The sequence below is a fragment of the Serratia sp. NPDC078593 genome (genome assembly GCF_050268245.1).
Taxonomy (GTDB): Bacteria; Pseudomonadota; Gammaproteobacteria; order Enterobacterales; family Enterobacteriaceae; genus JBNNGK01.
The window spans coordinates 179716-196870 of record NZ_JBNNGK010000005.1 but is presented as its reverse complement, the minus strand read 5'-3'; the positions used below and the strand labels follow the sequence as shown (position 1 = coordinate 196870).

The window sequence follows — 17155 nt, the reverse complement described above, 5'->3', positions numbered from 1 at the left end:
CTGACAGCGACACACGGCTTACGCCTGCGTCAGATACGCCGCCATCTCCGCCTGCGGTACCATACCGCCACCGGTGGCCCAAACCACGTGCGTTGCATTCGCCATTTTTTGCGCATCAATACCGCGGTGCGCCAAAGCAGATTGGTTTGCGCTAACGCGCCATGGCCCCGGCATACCGGCCAGCGCGGAAGGCTCCAACTGAATGTGTTCCTGCTTATTCAACATCGCCAACAAACGGTACATTTCACCGTCGCTCAAGGTGTAGAAACCATCCAACAATCGTTCCATCGCCCGCCCGACAAAACCGGATGCGCGACCAACGGCTAGCCCATCGGCTGCGGTCAGGTTATCGATGCCCAGATCCTGTACCGCGATTTGATCGTGCAAGCCGGTATGCACGCCTAGCAGCATGCAAGGGGAATGGGTCGGCTCAGCAAAAAAACAGTGTACATGATCGCCAAACGCCAGTTTCAAGCCAAACGCGACGCCGCCAGGCCCTCCGCCGACGCCGCAGGGTAAATACACCAACAGAGGATGTTGTTCATCAACCGGGATGCCTTGTTGAATAAATTGCTGTTTCAATCGACCACCGGCCACGGCATAGCCGAGAAACAGCGTTTGCGAGTTTTCATCATCAATAAAGAAACATTGCGGATCGTTGGCCGCTTGTTTACGCCCTTCCTCGACGGCAACACCGTAATCTTGCGCGTACTCCACCACGTTAACCCCATGCTCACGCAGCTTTTGCTTTTTCCAGTCGCGGGCGTCAGCCGACATATGCACAGTGACCGAAAAACCCAGTTTGGCGCTGATAATACCGATCGATAGCCCCAGATTACCGGTCGAACCGACGGCAATACGGTATTGGCTAAAAAACTGGCGGAACGTATCAGAATCTATCTTGCCGTAATCGTCGCCCGGTTGCAGCAAACCGCCTCCCATCGCCAAAATCTCTGCGTGGGTCAATACTTCATAAATACCGCCACGCGCTTTGATCGACCCTGAAATCGGCAGATGGCTGTCTTTTTTCAACCACAGGCGACCGGTGACATCCTGCCCATAATGCGCATTCAGCGCCTGCTGCATCGCTGGGATGGCGACCAGCTCGGATTCAATCATGCCATCAGCCGCACGGGTTTCGGGAAACGCGCGGCGGATATAGGGCGCAAAGCGCGCCAGACGTTGTTCAGCCTGCGCCACGTCCTTTTCCGCCAAACCGACGAAAGGCAATCCTTCCGCCAACGTGGTCGATCGCGGGTTAAACCAATTGACCGGCTCGAGCGCAATCAGCTTGGCAACCAACGGATAGCGGGCGATCAACGCTTTAATATCACTTTGCTTCATTATTCGCGTCCTGCAAGAAAGGGTAGGTTTAGCATGGCGCAAAGCCCCAACCCGCGCAATACGCTGTTTTCCCCTCTATTATTTATCAGCCACCCATCACAGGTTGGTTAACCAATATCCACCTGCCCACGCTATCTGCGGCCGCTCGTGGCAGTTGTATGGCTGTTAGCGGCTAGCCTACACTGTAGAGCGTGTGGCACATCTTTCGCGCCGCAGCTAATGCCCGGCGACACCTTGCCAGGCCAATGAGGAGGATGTTGTGCCAAAACGCGCCCAGAGTGACTTACTACACCCGACCGCATTAACCGTTGCCATTAATCTTGGCAACAGTGTCTTAGCCCGGCTTGATGACAAAGGCCAACCCGATGGGATTACCGTGCAATTGGCGCGTAAGATTGCCGACCAGCTTGGTGTCTCAGCCCACTTTATCACCTATCCCACTGCGGGCAAGGTAGTCGATGACGCCGATAAACATCGTTGGGATATGGCCTTTCTGGCTATCGATCCTAAACGACAAACGGTACTCAGTTTTACCGAACCGTACCTCAGTATTGAAGGTACGCTACTGGTTAATGCCGCCTCGCCATGGCAAAGCGTTAAACAGATGGACCGGCCTGACGTCGTGATCAACGTAGGAAAAGGTGCCGCCTATGATTTATACCTCAGCCGAACGTTAACGCAGGCAACGCTGAATCGCTTACCGTCCTCACAACAGGCGATTAGCGCGTTTTTACAAGGCGAAGGCGATATGGCCGCTGGCGTACGCCAACCGTTGGCGCAGGCGGCAAAAAACCATCCGCAGTTTCGCGTGTTAAAAGACAGTTTTACTCAGATCAATCAGGCCATCTGTGTGCCTAATGCAAAAATGGCATTGCATGCTTACCTTTGCACCCAGATTAAGCAATGGCAACAAGACGGCACGATCACCGCGATCGTGGCCGCCGATCGTCCGGATACGTGAGCGACGTATCGTTTGACGCGGCGATGCCGCTGCGCTGAAAAAATGTTCAACAACATGGTTGAATATCTCCAAGGCTGTTCTATATTTAACCACATGGTTAAATTATCTTCCTCTCCGTTGGACACCATCTTTCATGCGCTGTCTGACCCCACACGACGTGCCATCTTGCGCACGTTAGCTGAAGGCGACCACAGCGTCGGCGAGCTGGCTGCGCCGTTTAACATGTCATTTGCCGGGGCTTCCAAGCACATCAAAACGCTGGAACAAGCCGGGTTGGTGCAACGAACCGTGCAAGGAAGAAACCATATTTGCCGACTCGACCCTGGGCCGATGGCGCAGGTCATGCAATGGCTGCAAACCTATGAACAGTTTTGGACGGAGCGGCTCGACGCATTGGAAAACACGTTGCGTCAGGCCGCTTCAGATCCCCCAAGGAGTGAACCATGAATGACTACGGTATGATGATAGAAACGGGCACGCTGCGTATTCAACGTCTGCTACCGGGCCCCATCGAGCGCGTGTGGGCCTATTTGACCGAGTCCGACAAGCGAGCAACCTGGTTGGCTGCCGGCGACATGGAACTGGAAGTCGGCGCGCCGCTGGCACTAGTGTTCCACAATGCCGAACTGGCAGGGAAAAACGAGCCACCGCCGCCGGAATTTAAAAAATTCAGCGGCAGCGTCACCAATCTGGGGCGCATTACCTGTCTGTTTCCCCCCCGCGTATTGAGCTTCACGTGGGAAGAGCAAGAGAATAGCCGCCCGTCAGAGGTCACCTTCGAGCTGACCGAACAGGGTGAGAACGTGTTGCTCACCGTCACCCATCGCCGTTTGGCAAACCGCGATCAAATGCTCAGCGTTGCCGGCGGCTGGCATACGCATCTGGATATTTTGGTCGACCGTCTGCACGATCAACCGGCACGTCCATTTTGGGCGACATTGGTTCGCGTGCAGGAGGCGTATCGCAGCAAACTGTAAGCATGATAGGCAAACCACGCCAGCATAAATCTACAACGTCGCAAGGGGCGAGTAACGATCAATCGCCCCCTGCGGCTGATTACTGTTGGCGTTGTTCTGCAACCTGTTTAGCGCTCACCGTACCCTGTTTATCTCCGAAGTGGCTCACCACATAATTTGCCACTGCCGCCACTTCTTCATCCGAATACTGTGCGCCAAACTCCGGCATAAAGGCGCGCTGGCCGCCGATGGTAATGTGTGTTCCTTTTAAAATCGCCTGCACTACGCTGCGCCCTTGGGGATCATTCACCGCTGTGCTGCCAACCAGCGAGGCATATTTGGTCTGACGACCTTCACCATCCCATTGATGGCAGCCGCTGCAATCACCGGCAAATAACCGACGCCCCAGCGTGTTGTCCTGCCCTGCGGGCAATACCGCGCTAGAGGCCAACGCCGCTTTGGGCTGCAAATTGACTGCGCTGGCACGATCACCGGCAATGGGTTCAATATTGCGCAAATAGTTCACTAGCGCCTGATTATCCGCCGGCGTTAAGAATTGAAGGCTGTGTTCCACCGCCTCCGCCATCGGGCCAGAGGCGCTGCTACGGCCGGGTGCATGGCCGTTTGCCAGATATTGTGACAGTTGCGCGTCGCTCCAACTGCCAATACCGGTCTGTTCATCCGGGGTGATATTGGCGGCAAACCACCCCTGGATCACCGCGCCGCTCAAATGCTTACTCTGCTTGAGGCCAAACCCCAGATTGCGCGGCGTGTGGCATTCACCGCAGTGCCCTAACGCGGTAGCCAAATAGGCCCCTCGATTCCACTGCTCATCGTGTTGGCGGTTTATTTCAAAACGTTTGTCGTCAAAGAACGCCAGATTCCAAAACGTCATGCCCCAGCGCTGATTGAACGGAAAAGGCAACGCGTTTGGCGGGTTAGCTTGTTTTACCGGCGGCAAACTGAACAGATAGGCCTTAATGGCGAGCACATCCTCTAGGCTCATTGCGGTATACGCGGTGTAGGGCATCGCTGGGTAAAGATTGCCATGCGGAGCAATACCCTGCCTTACGGCACGCACAAACTCCTCATCACTCCAATTACCAATACCGGTTTCTTTATCTGGCGTGATATTCGTACCATACAGCGTGCCAAACGGCAGTTTAAACGCTAAACCTCCGGCGTAGGGCGTGCCACCGGGTGCGGTATGGCAAGCCACACAGTCGGCAGCACGGGCTAAGTATTCGCCGCGCGCCACGCTACCGTTGATGCCGACAGGCGCACCGGCAATGGGGGATCTCGGTTCCGGCCCCTGTGACCGCAGCAGGGTATACACCGCAAAGCCCCCTACTATCACCACGCCAGCAATCGCCAGCCCTAATAACCCCTTCAGGAGTTTGATCATTGGTTTCCCCTTAGTCCAAGGTTTTGGCGGCCTGATGAATAGCGGCACGAATGCGCACATAGGTCGCGCAACGGCAGACATTGCCACTCATCGCCGCGTCAATGTCTGCATCGCTGGGCGTGTGCGTTTGTGACAACAGTGCGCTGGCGCTCATAATTTGGCCGGACTGACAATAACCGCACTGCACCACATCAAGGTTAACCCAAGCGTCCTGCACCGCCTTACCCTCCGGGGTTTCGCTGATGGCTTCAATGGTGGTGATTTTCTTCCCCACTGCCGATGCAATCGGTGTGACACAAGCCCGCACCGGCACACCATCAAGATGTACCGTACAGGCGCCGCACAGTGCGATACCGCAACCAAATTTGGTGCCGGTTAACCCCGCTTCATCACGCAAGAACCATAACAGCGGCATCGTCGTGTCACCGTCAAACGTCAGCGATTGTTCATTCACCATTAAGGTAATCATGTTGTTCTCCTTATTCAGACGTCGGCAGGTGAGCCGTGGGGACGATGTAATGGCAGATTCAACGACGAGCGTGGCCGCCCCAGCAGCGCGAGCGCATTCGCGACGGCTGGGGCAATGGTCGGTACACCCAGTTCGCCAACGCCGGTCGGTTTTTCATTAGAAGGCACGATGATGACCTCAATGTCTGGCATTTCATCCATCCGCAACGGGCGGAAATTGTTGAAGTTAGATTGTTCTATCAATCCATCCTTCAGCGTGATGTTGCCGTACAGCGCCATGCTTAAGCCATAGCCGATACCGCCCTCAATTTGCGCTCGAATCACGTCCGGGTTTATCGCTACGCCGCAATCTACCGCGCACCACACTTTATGAACGCGCGGAATGCCCCCTTCCCCGATCGACACCTCCGCGATTTGCGCCACATGGGTATCAAACGCTTTGGCGACGGCCACGCCACGCGCCCGTCCATCACTCACCTTCGCCCCTTGCCAGTTAGCGGCACGCGCCACCGCGCGTAGCACGCCAGCGCCGCGCGGCGTCCCCTGCATCAAGGCCAGACGTCCTTCAACCGGATCTTGGGCTATCTCCTGTAACAGTTGATCGATAAAACACTCCACCGCGTGGCCAGTATGCGTGCTGGCAACCGATCTCAATGACGTCGTCGGCACCTTGCCCGGCACAATGTGCGCATCACAGCGAAAGTTTTCAACACCATAAGGAATCACGCTGGCACCCTCGATCATCAGCTGATCAACGCCCTTATTGACCATTGATGACAGCGCACTGTTGACGGTGAATGAGTGGCCGACGATGGTGTTGGTCCAACTCACAATGTTACCGTCCCGGATCGCCGCACGCAGGCGATGTAACACCATCGGCCGATACCAGCCATTACGGATGTCATCTTCGCGCGTCCAGACCACTTTCACGCCATGTCCCGGCCCCAGCGCCTTGGCAGCGGCGGCCATATCGGCAACCAGATCGGGTCCCAATACCGGATTACCCAGATCGATACGTCGGCCAAAGCTGCCGCCGGCTAACAGGGTTTCTATGGTGACTTTTTCCGCTGGTAGTTTGAACAAATCACACAGTTGGGCGTGATCCAGCGTCTGAATTTGGCAGCCGTAGCGCGCCTTGACGCTTTCGCCATCCCAGAACAGGTAACCGTCCAGCGGTTCCATCGGCGCATGAGCCACATAGGGAAAGGTATATTCTGCTTCAATGATTCTGTCGGCATCGGCAAATGCCGCATCCGGCTTGCCATGGCTGGCGGCGACCACGCCAGGCTGCTGCGCTTTTTGCCGAAACTCGGCAAAGATCTGCGCCGTGCTGCGTTTTTCCGCCTGCGTGTCATCCCATTCGGCGCGCAGTTTTTCACGCCCTTTAATCGCCGCCCAGGTGTTTTTGGCATACACCGCAATGCCGGTATCGGTCTGTTTAACCATCACCACATCAGGGATGCTGAGCGCTTCGCTGGCATCAAATGACACCAGTTTGCCGCCAAAACGCGGCGGCTTAAGCAGCGTGACGGTCAGCATATCTGGCTCATGAATATCTTGCGCAAACAACGCGCTGCCGTTAGTTTTCGCCACGGAATCTACCCGATGTAACCCCGTTTTTTTGCCAATCAGACTGAAGTCTGCGGGGTCTTTCAGCGTTAATCGGCTGGGATCCGGGGGCGTTAACCGGGCCGCCAACGCGGCCAACTCACCGAAGCCGGTTTCCCGCCCACTGGCCGCATGGCGAATCTTGCCTTGATGAACGCGAATGTCTTGCGGGTTAACCTGCCACTGACTGGCCGCAGCCTGCACCAGCATCGCCCGCGCCATTGCGCCCATGCTACGCATCTGTTGATAAGCATTGGCGACCGAGCTCGAGCCCCCCGTGCCCTGAAAGCCAAACGACAGATTTTTATAGATGGCGGTATCGACCGGGGCGGCAATCACCCGCACCTGTGCCCAATCGGCATCCAACTCTTCCGCGACTAACGTCGCCATGCCGGTATAAACGCCTTGCCCTACTTCGGTGTGCTTACTCAGTACGGTCACGATACCGTCCTGGCTTATCTGCACGAAAGCATTAGGTTCAAAGATGTCGGCTGACGCCGTGCCAGCACGCGCCAATGCACCGCTCGCCGGCAGGTAAGCGCCGATCACTAATGCGCCGGAACTCACGATAAACCGCCGCCGCGTCAGCGGGAGTGAAGGTAGTTTCATTGCTCATCGCTCCTGAAATGCCGATCGTTAGGTTCATAACGGCAACGGAATTTTTATAGTTTAGGGTTTACGCCACGCCCACGGGCTTAAGCGCAACAGTTTTAGCGTAGTCGAATTATTTAACGGCGGTGGAATAGCGCGCGGAATGCGTTATCGCGGTTCAACGGCGCGTTTTTTGCACCATCATCGCGCTACTTGTTACCGGGTTTATGCCGTTGATAGACGGATTGCCGCATATTTGGGCCCCTGGTATGGAAATTGCTTTTCCTCACTATCACGTAAGGAGATGCAAACAATGAAAGCAATCATTATTGGTGGGGGCATTGGCGGCCTGTGCAGCGCCATTGCATTAAAACGTTGTGGTATTGAAACCGAAGTATTCGAAGCGGTTAAGCAGATCAAGCCGGTTGGCGCCGCCATTTCCCTGTGGCCTAACGGCGTAAAGTGCCTGAATTACCTCGGAATGAAAGAACAGCTGCGGGCGTTAGGCGGCGCGATGCAGTATATGGCTTATCAGGATGCGTGGTACGGCCAAACGTTGACGCGTTTTAGCCTCGATCCGTTGGTAGAAAGCGTGGGAGAACGCCCCTATCCGGTCGCACGTGCCGAGTTACAAACTATGCTGCTTGAAACCTATGGTCATGAACAGATACATTTCGGTAAGCGAGTCACCCACATCGACTCATCCTCGCAGGGCGTTACTGCCTGGTTTGACGATGGTTCACAGGCCAACGGCGATTTTTTGATCGCGGCTGACGGCACACATTCGGTGATCCGTCCTTATGTGTTGGGGCGTCGGGTTGAGCGTCGCTATGCCGGTTACGTTAACTGGAACGGCTTGGTCACCCTTGATGCGTCCCTTGCACCGGCCAATCAGTGGACAACCTTTGTCGGTGAAGGTAAGCGCGTGTCGCTGATGCCGGTTTCCGGTAACCGGTTCTATTTCTTTTTCGATGTGCCACTGGCAAAAGGGCTGGCAGAAGATCGTTCAACGGTACGCCACGACCTGCAACGCTATTTCAGCGGTTGGGCTGAACCGGTGCAAAAACTGATTGCCGCCATCGATCCGCAAACCACTAACCGTATCGAAATCCACGATATTGAACCGTTTGAACAACTGGTGCGCGGACGCGTCGCTTTGTTGGGGGATGCCGGCCACAGTACCACGCCAGATATTGGTCAAGGGGGCTGTGCGGCGATGGAAGATGCAGTGGTTTTAGCCATCGCCCTGCAAACCAACTCGTTAGGTATCGAAGACGCGCTGCTGCGCTATCAAGAAAAACGCAGCTATCGGGTGAAAGATCTGGTACTGAAAGCCCGTAAACGGTGCGACATCACGCATGGCAAAGAAATGTCCGTCACGCGTGGCTGGTATGAAGAGCTGAAAACCGAAACCGGTGAGCGAATCCTGTCGGGAATGAAAGAAACGATCCTCGGTGGCCCCTTGGCCTAGCGGTTAATACGCCGACCGCACCGAACGCCATAGCGTGACAATTGAGGCGCGAATGTTCGCGCCACGTCAGATTTACTTATTGACTCTGGTCTTTCAACCCGCGGTTGATCAACATCGGTTCGATGTTGGGCGCTTTGCCGCGCCAATCAACGTACAGTTTTTCCAAGTCCTGACTGTTACCACGTGACAATATTCCGTCACGAAAACGTTGACCGTTTTCCGCCGTCAAGCCACCGTGTTCGCTGAACCATTGAAAGGCATCATCCGCCAGCATTTGTGTCCACAGATAGGCGTAATAACCGGCTGCATAGCCGTTCCCCCAGATATGTTGGAAATAACTGGAGCGATAGCGCGGAGGAACTTGGCTAAGATTAATGTGCTCTTGTTGCAACGCGCCGCTCTCAAACCGATCGGCATCCTGCTGCGGCTGCCCTGCCGTTAGGCTATGCCAATGCATATCCAGCAGTGCGGCGGCCAATAGTTCGGTCATGTCATACCCTTTGTTGAACTTATCGGCTTTGTTAATCTTATCAACCAATGCCTGCGGCATCGCCTCGCCGGTTTGGTAGTGCTTGGCAAAATGAGCAAACACCTTGGGATCACGTGCCCAATGTTCGTTGAACTGCGACGGGAACTCGACAAAGTCGCGGGCGGTATTCGTGCCGGATAGGCTTGCATAGCGTTGTTCGGCAAACATGCCGTGCAGTGCGTGGCCGAATTCGTGGAACAGCGTGATCACATCATCATAGGATAATAGCGCTGGCTGCCCCGGCGCCGGTTTAGTGAAGTTAGTGACATTGTAGATTACCGGCTTAGTGCCATTGAGCTTGGACTGCTCGACAAAGTTGCTCATCCAAGCGCCGCCACCCTTGTTGTCGCGCTTAAAGAAATCGGTATAGAACAGCGCCAACGATTCTCCATCTTTATCAAATACTTCATAAACCCGCACGTCAGGCTGGTAAACCGGCAGATCGTTACGGGGTTTAAAACTGATGCCGTACAACAAATTCGCCGCGTAAAATACACCGTTATTGAGTACGTTATTCAGTTCAAAATAAGGTTTGATTTGTGACTCATCCAAATCATATTTAGCCTTACGCACGCTGCTCAGCGTAGAACGGCCAATCCCAGGCCGCCAAGGTAAACCCGCCTTGCTGTTGGTCGATCATTTGTTGCATATCGTTGGCTTCACGTTGCGCACGCGCGGTGGCTGCCGGCACAATATCTCGCATAAAGCTCAGCGCCGCTTTCGGCGTTTTCGCCATCTGATTTTGCAGTTTCCAGGTGGCATAATCCGGGAAGCCCAACAAACGAGCCTGTTCCGCACGCACCTTGGCCAAACGGGTGATAATGTGACGGGTATCGTTAGCGTCACCTTGCTCGGCACGCGTCCAAGACGCATTAAACAGCGCTTTACGGGTATCCCGATTGCTTAGGCTTTGTAACCCAGGTTGTTGCGTGGTGTTGTGTAAAACCAGCAACCACTGGTTTGCCAGATTGCGTTCGCTGGCAGCCTGCGCCGCGGCGGCAATCTCCCCGGCGGAAAGGCCGTCTAACTTGGACGGTTCTCTGACTGCCAGCGCCCCGTTTTTGGTCGCCGTCAGCAGTTTATTGGTGAACTGGGTGCTCAACGTGGCCGCTTCTTGATTCAATGCCTTCAGTTTGGTTTTATCCGCATCAGACAAATTAGCGCCAGCCAGTTCAAAACGTTGATAGGTCACTTCCAGTAGCCGACGAGATTCCGCATCCAGATCCAGCGCATCACGCCGTTGGTAAATGGTGTTAATACGCGCAAAAAGCTTGCTGTTGAGCATCACGGCATCATCCAGCGCCGCCAGCTTCGGTGAGGTTTCCTCATCTAGCTGTTGTAGCGTGTCGTTGGTATTGGCCGAGGTCATGGCACCAAATACGCTCATTACCCGCGTTAACAGCGCGCCGGTGCGTTCCAACGCCACCACGGTATTGTCGAAAGTTGGCGCATCAGGATTGTTGGCGATGCGCTCCACCTCTTCCCGTTTTTGTTGGATACCGGCGTCGATGGCGGGTGCGTAATCGGTATCTTGGATGCGATCGAACGGCGGGGCCTGAAACACCAACGGGCTGGGTTGGTAGAACGGATTACGGTTTTCTTTGGCTCGCGCGGTGGTATTTTGCGCCTTTGCCTGCTCACCCGGCACCACGGTGTCAGATTCCTGTTTGCTGTCTTCGGCTTGCGCCTGGGCGCTTAGCGCCATCCCCATTGCCAATACTAAAGCGGATAATCGCATCAATCGTAACTCCTCCATGTTGAATCCGGGAAAGCACGTGTTCCCAACCATCCCCAAGCTTAGGCTCAGTTGGCAGATTGAACAAAAACAATTGGATAGCCGCTTTTTGCCCAATAGGTATTAACCCGTATTGGTGTGATAACAGGCGATCACTTCTCCCGCCACTGCTACCGCGATTTCAGCAGGGAGTTTCCCTTTCACATCGGGCAATCCCAAGGGGCAACGCATAGTGGCAATGCGCGGTTGGGCAACGCCGCGTTGGGCAAGTTGATATTCGAAGCGTTTGCGCTTCGTCACTGAACCAATCAAACCGAAATAACCGGCATCGCCCCGTCTTAATATCCGTTCCGCCAACGCTAAATCCAGCGCATGGTCGTGAGTCATCACGATATAAATGCTATTGGGTGGCATGGCATCGACGGCGTCGAGCAGATCGTCTTCAACGTATTGGCAAACGTTGTCAGGTAGCCGCAGCGGAAACTGCTCCACACGGCTATCTATCCAGCGCACATGTAGCGGTAAGGTCGCCAAGATCTGCACCAGCGCCCGTCCGACGTGCCCCGCGCCAAACAACGCGACTTCCTGCCGGGGTGGAATCAGTGGTTCAAACAACAGACGGGTTGTTCCACCGCAGCACTGCCCCAGTCGAGCGGCCAGCGGAAAACCTTCTACACGCAGCGTTCTTTCGTGTTGCTGCAGCATTTCGCGGGCGATGGCTAAGGCACTGAACTCCAAATGCCCACCACCAATAGTGTCGACCGCGTGGTTCACCGTTACCAACATCTTTGCACCCCGGTTGCGTGGGGTAGAACCGTGTTCATCCACCACCGTGACCAGTACACAAGGTTCACCGCGTTGCCGCAATGCTGCCAGCTCATCAATCCACTCGTCCATCGCCGCTCTCCGCTGCATTATTTGTGACATTGTCACTATTGAGTATGTGCTGTACGCCCCACAGTACCCGCTCAGGCGTTGCCGGTGCATCAATCTGCGGCTGAATGCGGTAATCCGCCAAGCTGGCCACGGCATCGTTAATTGCACACCATACGGCAATCCCCAACATGAATGGCGGTTCACCCACCGCTTTGGAATGGAACACCGTATGTTGCGGATTCTTGCGGTTTTCCAACAACGTCACCCGTAGATCTGCCGGTACATCGCCAATGGACGGGATTTTGTAGCTGGCCGGGCCATGAGTCAGCAGCTTTCCCTGCGTATCCCACACCAGCTCTTCGGTCGTCAACCAGCCCATTCCTTGAATAAAGCCGCCTTCTATCTGACCAATATCAATCGCTGGGTTAAGCGAGTCCCCTACGTCATGCAAAATATCTGCACGCAACAGGGTATATTCGCCGGTTAGCGTATCGATCACCACTTCGGCGCAGGCTGCCCCGTAGGCAAAGTAATAAAATGGATGCCCCGCCGCCTTGTCTCGATCATAGAAAATCTTTGGCGTTCGATAGTAACCGGTACTGGCAAGCGAAACCTGATTCAGGTAGGCCGTTTGCACGACCTGTTCGAAACTGAAATAGCGATCGCCGACGCGCACCTGACCATTACTGAACACAATCTGCTCGGCATCAACCTCATGCAAGCGCGCCAACATCGCGATCAGCCGTTGTTTGATAGTCAGCGCCGCATTTTCTGCCGCTTTGCCATTCAAATCGGTACCGGATGACGCCGCAGTCGGCGAGGTATTCGGCACTTTACCGGTATCCGTGGCGGTGATCTGAATGCGTTCTATATTCACTTGAAACACGTCTGCCACGATCTGCGCCACCTTGGTATTTAATCCCTGCCCCATTTCAGTGCCGCCGTGGTTGAGCTGAATACTGCCATCGGTGTAAATCAGCACCAACGCCCCCGCCTGATTAAGAAAACTGGCGGTAAACGAAATCCCAAACTTCACCGGTGTTAGTGCCAACCCCTTTTTTAACACCGGACTGCGCTGATTAAAGCCGCGGATCGCTGCCCGCCGCGCTTGGTAATCGGCGCTATGCTGCAATTCTGTCGTGATCTCATGCAACAAATTCTGCTCGATCGGTTGCTGATAATGCGTCACGTTTCGCGTTTGCTTGCCATAATAATTGGTTTGACGAACGGCCAAAGGGTCAAGCACCAGATGGCGCGCGATATGATCCATAATGCGCTCAATCGCCATCATGCCCTGTGGGCCGCCAAAGCCGCGAAATGCGGTGTTCGAGGCAATATGCGTTTTACAACGATGACCGGTTATCACAACGTCTTGTAAAAAGTAGGCGTTATCTGCGTGGAACATCGCGCGGTCGACAATCGAACCGGATAAATCGAGTGAGTAACCGCAGTTCGCGGCCAAATCGATCTTTACCCCGTGCAGCCGCCCTGTATCGTCAAATCCGACGTCATAGCGAATATAAAAGGGATGGCGCTTGCCAGTTATCAGCATATCGTCGTGCCGATTCAGGCGCATTTTGGCGGGTCTACCGGTGAGATGTGCGGCCAGTGCGCACAAACAGGCCGGCACGCTAGCCTGAGTCTCTTTACCACCAAACCCGCCCCCCATGCGACGCATGTCGACCACTACTTTGTGCATTGGCACATCCAGCACCGACGCCACCAATTTTTGTACCTCGGTCGGATTTTGTGTAGAAGAATAGACCTGCATGCCATCGTCCTCCGTAGGCAACACCGAGGCTATCTGGGTTTCCAGATAAAAATGCTCCTGCCCACCAACGTGCAGTTCTCCCTGTAAGCGATGTTTGGCTTGTGCCAGTGCGGCATCGGCCTGGCCGCGCCGATGACAGTGGCTTTCCTGAACCACGATGCCCCGTTGCAGTGAGGTGACCACGTCCAACTGGGTGGGCAACGCCTGATAGCTCACCTTCACCACCTGCGCGGCACGCCAGGCCGTTTCGGCATCAGTCGCCACGACCACGGCCACAATTTGGCCGATGTATTCCACTTTATCCTTCGCTAATAACGGATCGCCCTCCGTTAACGGTGCAATATCCAATTGCCCCGGTACATCTTGCCAAGTTAATACCCGAACCACGCCGGGAAACTGATAGCAGGCGGAGACATCCAGCCCCGTAATATGCGCATGGGCATATTCGCTCAGCTTAGCGGCCAAATGTAACTGATTCGGGAACTCCAGCCTGTCATCAATGTATTGCGCTTCTCCGCTGACGTGTTTAACCGCGCTTTCATGTTTGATGCTACGGCCAGCGACGCTGGTCATCGGCTGGCGAAAGCGAGCGGCTAACGCGGCCTGATGGATATTTTGCTGCGGTTTATGACTCATGATGCATCACCTCGATGGCCGTTTGCGGTGCCGTAAGCGCAATGAAATAGCGGCGCAGCAAATTTTGTGCAACCAACATGCGGTAAGCGCTGCTGGCTCGAAAATCGCTTAATGGTGTGAAGTCCTGAGTTAGCGCCTGCGCGGCACGTTCAACACTCGCGCTATTCCACAACGCACCGACTAACGCCTGCTCGCATGCCGCTGCTCGCTTGGGCACCGCCGCCATACCGCCGTAAGCCACCCGTGCCTCGCGAACGACACCGCCTTCAATTTTTAGGTTGAAGGCCCCGCACACCGCAGAAATATCGTCCTCAAGACGTTTCGACACTTTCCACACCCGCAAATCGTCCGGAGCCTGCGCCGGTAGCAAAACTCTCTCGATAAACTCACCAGGCTGCAATGCTGTCTGACGATAATCGAGGAAAAACGCACTCAATGGCAGTTCACGTTGTTGCCCGCCACGGCGTAGCATCAACGTGGCATTCAACGCTAACAGCACCGGCGCAATGTCACCGATAGGTGAGGCATTAGCGATATTGCCCGCTAGCGTCCCCTGATTGCGGATTTGCTGGGCGGCAAAGCGCTGTAGCAGTTCGCCAAAGGCGGGATGATAATCCGTTAACAGCGGATAAAGTTGGCTGAGCGTTGCACCTGCACCAATACATAACCGGTCGCCAACCTCAACCTGCTGCAACGCGGCGATTTGACCGACGGCAATCATCAGCGGTATAGACTGGTGGCGCTGGGTCACCTCCAGCGCTAAATCAGTGCCCCCCGCCAATAATTTAGCCTGCGGGTATTGTTGATACAGTTCGGCCAGTTGATCGACGCTATGGGGGAACAGGCAGCGTTTGCCATTAACACGCAATTCGTCAGTCGGCGCAATTTGCCGTAGACGCTGCACGGTCAGTTGTTGTTGCCGATCAAAGCTGTCTGGCACCTTATTATCGCAAGCCTGTTGTGCGGCGGAGGTAATCGGCCGGTAGCCCGTGCAGCGACACAGGTTGCCTGCCAGCGCCTGTTGCGCGATTTGCCGTTGATAGTGATGGCTATTTTTTTGCAAACAGAACATCGACATCACTACACCCGGCGTACAGAACCCACACTGTGAACCATGACACTCAACCATGGCCTGCTGTACACTGTGCAACTGACCGTTTTGCTTCAAATCCTCTACGGTAATCAACTGTTTACCATGCAATTCGCTGACAAATGTCAGACAAGCATTAATGCTGCGATAGCGCAACACATCACCGTCTACCTCTGCCAATACTACCGTGCAGGCACCACAATCGCCCGAGGCACAACCTTCTTTGGTGCCACACCGCCCCAAGTGACGGCGCAGGTAATTCAGCACCGTGGTATTGGGGTCAAGTTGCTCTTCACTGTGCAAAGTCTGGTTCAGTAAAAACTGGATCATGCGGCCTCCTGTTGTGTCGAGGAGGAATACACCACTTTGCCATCGACATAAGTACGGTAAATGTTGCGATCGTCACCTAAAGTGATCAAGATAAATAGCCGCTCCGTTAGGTCACGACTGTTAGCATCGCGTAACTGCTGCAAGGGTGAAACTGCGGGGTCGATCACCACGAAATCCGCCTCCTTGCCAACGTCAAAATTGCCGATATGATCGTCAAGCGCCAACGCCCGCGCACCGCCAAGCGTGGCGTGATAAAACGCTTCACAGGCCGACAAGGCATAACGCTGCAACTGTGCTACTTTGTAAGCTTCCCCTAACGTTTTCAGCATGTTGAACGTTGTTCCTGCGCCAACATCCGTGCCGATACCCAGATTTACTCGCTTGCGCCAAGCTTGATTGAGATTGAATAACCCGCTGCCAAGAAACAAATTAGACGTGGGGCAAAAAGCAATCGAGGAGTGGCTGGCGTACAGGCAATCCCATTCTGGCTCTTGCAAATGCAGGCAGTGGGCAAATACGCTTTTTTCCCCGGTGAGTCCGTAATGGTGATAGACATCCAGATAGTGGCGGTGCTGTGGGAACAGTTGTTTCACCCACGCAACTTCATCATGGTTTTCACTCAGATGGGTGTGTAGCCAAACGTCAGGGAACTCGCTGCGTAACCGTTGCACCTGTTCCAATAACGCCGGCGAACTGGTCGGTGCAAAGCGCGGTGTGATGGCGTAACCCAAGCGTTGTTTGCCGTGCCAACGCAGGATCAGTTCTCGCGTTTGCTGATAGCTTTGCTGCGGTGTTTCCAGTAATTCCTCCGGCGCATGGCGATCCATCATTACCTTACCCGCAATCAGCCGCATGTTCAGCGCGATTGCGTGGCTGAATAATGCTTCGACCGATTCTGGATGCACGGTGCCAAATACCAAGGCCGTAGTGGTGCCATTGCTCAACAATTGTTGCAGAAAAAAAGATGACATTTTGTTGGCATAGTCGGCGCAACCAAATTGAGTTTCAGTTGGAAAAGTATAGTTTTTCAGCCATGCCAACAGTTGACTGCCGTAAGCGCCGATCATTTCCGTTTGCGGGTAATGAATATGTGCATCGACAAAGCCGGGCACGATCAATTTATCGCTGTAATCGGTTACGGGAAATCCATCGGGCAACAACTCTTCCCCCTGCTGCCAACGGCCAAACCATACGATACGGCCTTGATCTAATAGCAATAGGCCATCAGGAATATGCCGCAGTTGTTCATTCAGTTGCTCTGGTTGTTCAACACAGGCAGCGATATCAAAAAAATTGCCACGAATAGCCGTGGTAAATTGCATGCTCATAATGCCAGCCCTATTCTAGCCACCAAATTTTATGGCGGTTTTATCATCAATTGCAG

12 protein-coding genes and 1 pseudogene are annotated in these 17155 nt (G+C 54.4%); 4 read left to right on the top strand and 9 right to left on the bottom strand.

Annotated elements, in window-relative coordinates:
* Positions 1 to 18: 18 nt before the first annotated feature.
* The gene (dsdA, locus tag ACQKDS_RS08165) at positions 19 to 1344 is read right to left on the bottom strand and encodes a D-serine ammonia-lyase (RefSeq protein WP_399668230.1); all 1326 of its coding nucleotides are present in this window, start codon (positions 1342 to 1344) and stop codon (positions 19 to 21) included.
* 259 nt (positions 1345 to 1603) lie between these two features.
* Between dsdA and ACQKDS_RS08160 the strand changes: the two genes are divergently transcribed.
* From ACQKDS_RS08160 to ACQKDS_RS08150, 3 genes are all read left to right on the top strand, one after another.
* Positions 1604 to 2305, top strand: a complete 702-nt coding sequence (locus ACQKDS_RS08160; protein WP_399668233.1) for a transporter substrate-binding domain-containing protein — start codon at positions 1604 to 1606, stop codon at positions 2303 to 2305.
* Between the two features lie 93 nt (positions 2306 to 2398).
* Positions 2399 to 2752 carry an ArsR/SmtB family transcription factor gene (locus tag ACQKDS_RS08155; RefSeq protein ID WP_399668700.1) on the top strand — a complete coding sequence of 118 codons (354 nt, stop codon included), beginning with the start codon at positions 2399 to 2401 and terminating at the stop codon, positions 2750 to 2752.
* Positions 2749 to 3282, top strand: coding sequence for an SRPBCC family protein (locus ACQKDS_RS08150; RefSeq protein ID WP_399668236.1), 534 nt, complete (start codon positions 2749 to 2751; stop codon positions 3280 to 3282). Before ACQKDS_RS08155 ends, ACQKDS_RS08150 begins: the two co-directional genes overlap by 4 nt.
* Positions 3283 to 3361: 79 nt before the next feature.
* Here ACQKDS_RS08150 and ACQKDS_RS08145 read toward each other — a convergent pair whose 3' ends face one another.
* Genes ACQKDS_RS08145 through ACQKDS_RS08135 form a run of 3 tightly spaced genes read right to left on the bottom strand, consistent with a single transcriptional unit; the run spans position 3362 to position 7351 of the window.
* Positions 3362 to 4666: a c-type cytochrome gene (locus ACQKDS_RS08145; protein WP_399668239.1), complete on the bottom strand. Its 1305-nt coding sequence runs from the start codon at positions 4664 to 4666 to the stop codon at positions 3362 to 3364.
* 10 nt (positions 4667 to 4676) lie between these two features.
* Positions 4677 to 5135 carry a (2Fe-2S)-binding protein gene (locus ACQKDS_RS08140; RefSeq protein ID WP_399668242.1) on the bottom strand — a complete coding sequence of 153 codons (459 nt, stop codon included), beginning with the start codon at positions 5133 to 5135 and terminating at the stop codon, positions 4677 to 4679.
* Positions 5136 to 5149: 14 nt separating this feature from the next.
* Positions 5150 to 7351 (bottom strand): xanthine dehydrogenase family protein molybdopterin-binding subunit, encoded by a 2202-nt coding sequence (locus ACQKDS_RS08135; protein ID WP_399668245.1) that lies wholly within the window; start codon positions 7349 to 7351, stop codon positions 5150 to 5152.
* Positions 7352 to 7646: 295 nt separating this feature from the next.
* Between ACQKDS_RS08135 and hpxO the strand changes: the two genes are divergently transcribed.
* Entirely contained in the window at positions 7647 to 8804 is a 1158-nt protein-coding gene (hpxO, locus tag ACQKDS_RS08130; protein WP_399668248.1) for an FAD-dependent urate hydroxylase HpxO, read from the top strand.
* A 76-nt stretch (positions 8805 to 8880) separates the two neighbouring features.
* Here hpxO and dcp read toward each other — a convergent pair.
* The 5 genes and pseudogenes from dcp to guaD all read right to left on the bottom strand — a co-directional run bounded on the left by dcp (position 8881) and on the right by guaD (position 17099).
* Positions 8881 to 11071, bottom strand: a pseudogene (dcp, locus tag ACQKDS_RS08125) (peptidyl-dipeptidase Dcp).
* A 120-nt stretch (positions 11072 to 11191) separates the two neighbouring features.
* Positions 11192 to 11965 carry a xanthine dehydrogenase accessory protein XdhC gene (gene xdhC / locus ACQKDS_RS08120; RefSeq protein ID WP_399668251.1) on the bottom strand — a complete coding sequence of 258 codons (774 nt, stop codon included), beginning with the start codon at positions 11963 to 11965 and terminating at the stop codon, positions 11192 to 11194.
* Positions 11949 to 14351 (bottom strand): xanthine dehydrogenase molybdopterin binding subunit, encoded by a 2403-nt coding sequence (gene xdhB, locus ACQKDS_RS08115; protein WP_399668253.1) that lies wholly within the window; start codon positions 14349 to 14351, stop codon positions 11949 to 11951. Before xdhB ends, xdhC begins: the two co-directional genes overlap by 17 nt.
* The gene (xdhA, locus tag ACQKDS_RS08110; protein ID WP_399668256.1) at positions 14341 to 15771 is read right to left on the bottom strand and encodes a xanthine dehydrogenase small subunit; all 1431 of its coding nucleotides are present in this window, start codon (positions 15769 to 15771) and stop codon (positions 14341 to 14343) included. The genes xdhB and xdhA overlap by 11 nt, the downstream gene beginning before the upstream one ends.
* Positions 15768 to 17099: a guanine deaminase gene (gene guaD, locus ACQKDS_RS08105; protein ID WP_399668259.1), complete on the bottom strand. Its 1332-nt coding sequence runs from the start codon at positions 17097 to 17099 to the stop codon at positions 15768 to 15770. The genes xdhA and guaD overlap by 4 nt, the downstream gene beginning before the upstream one ends.
* Between the last annotated feature and the right edge of the window lie 56 nt (positions 17100 to 17155).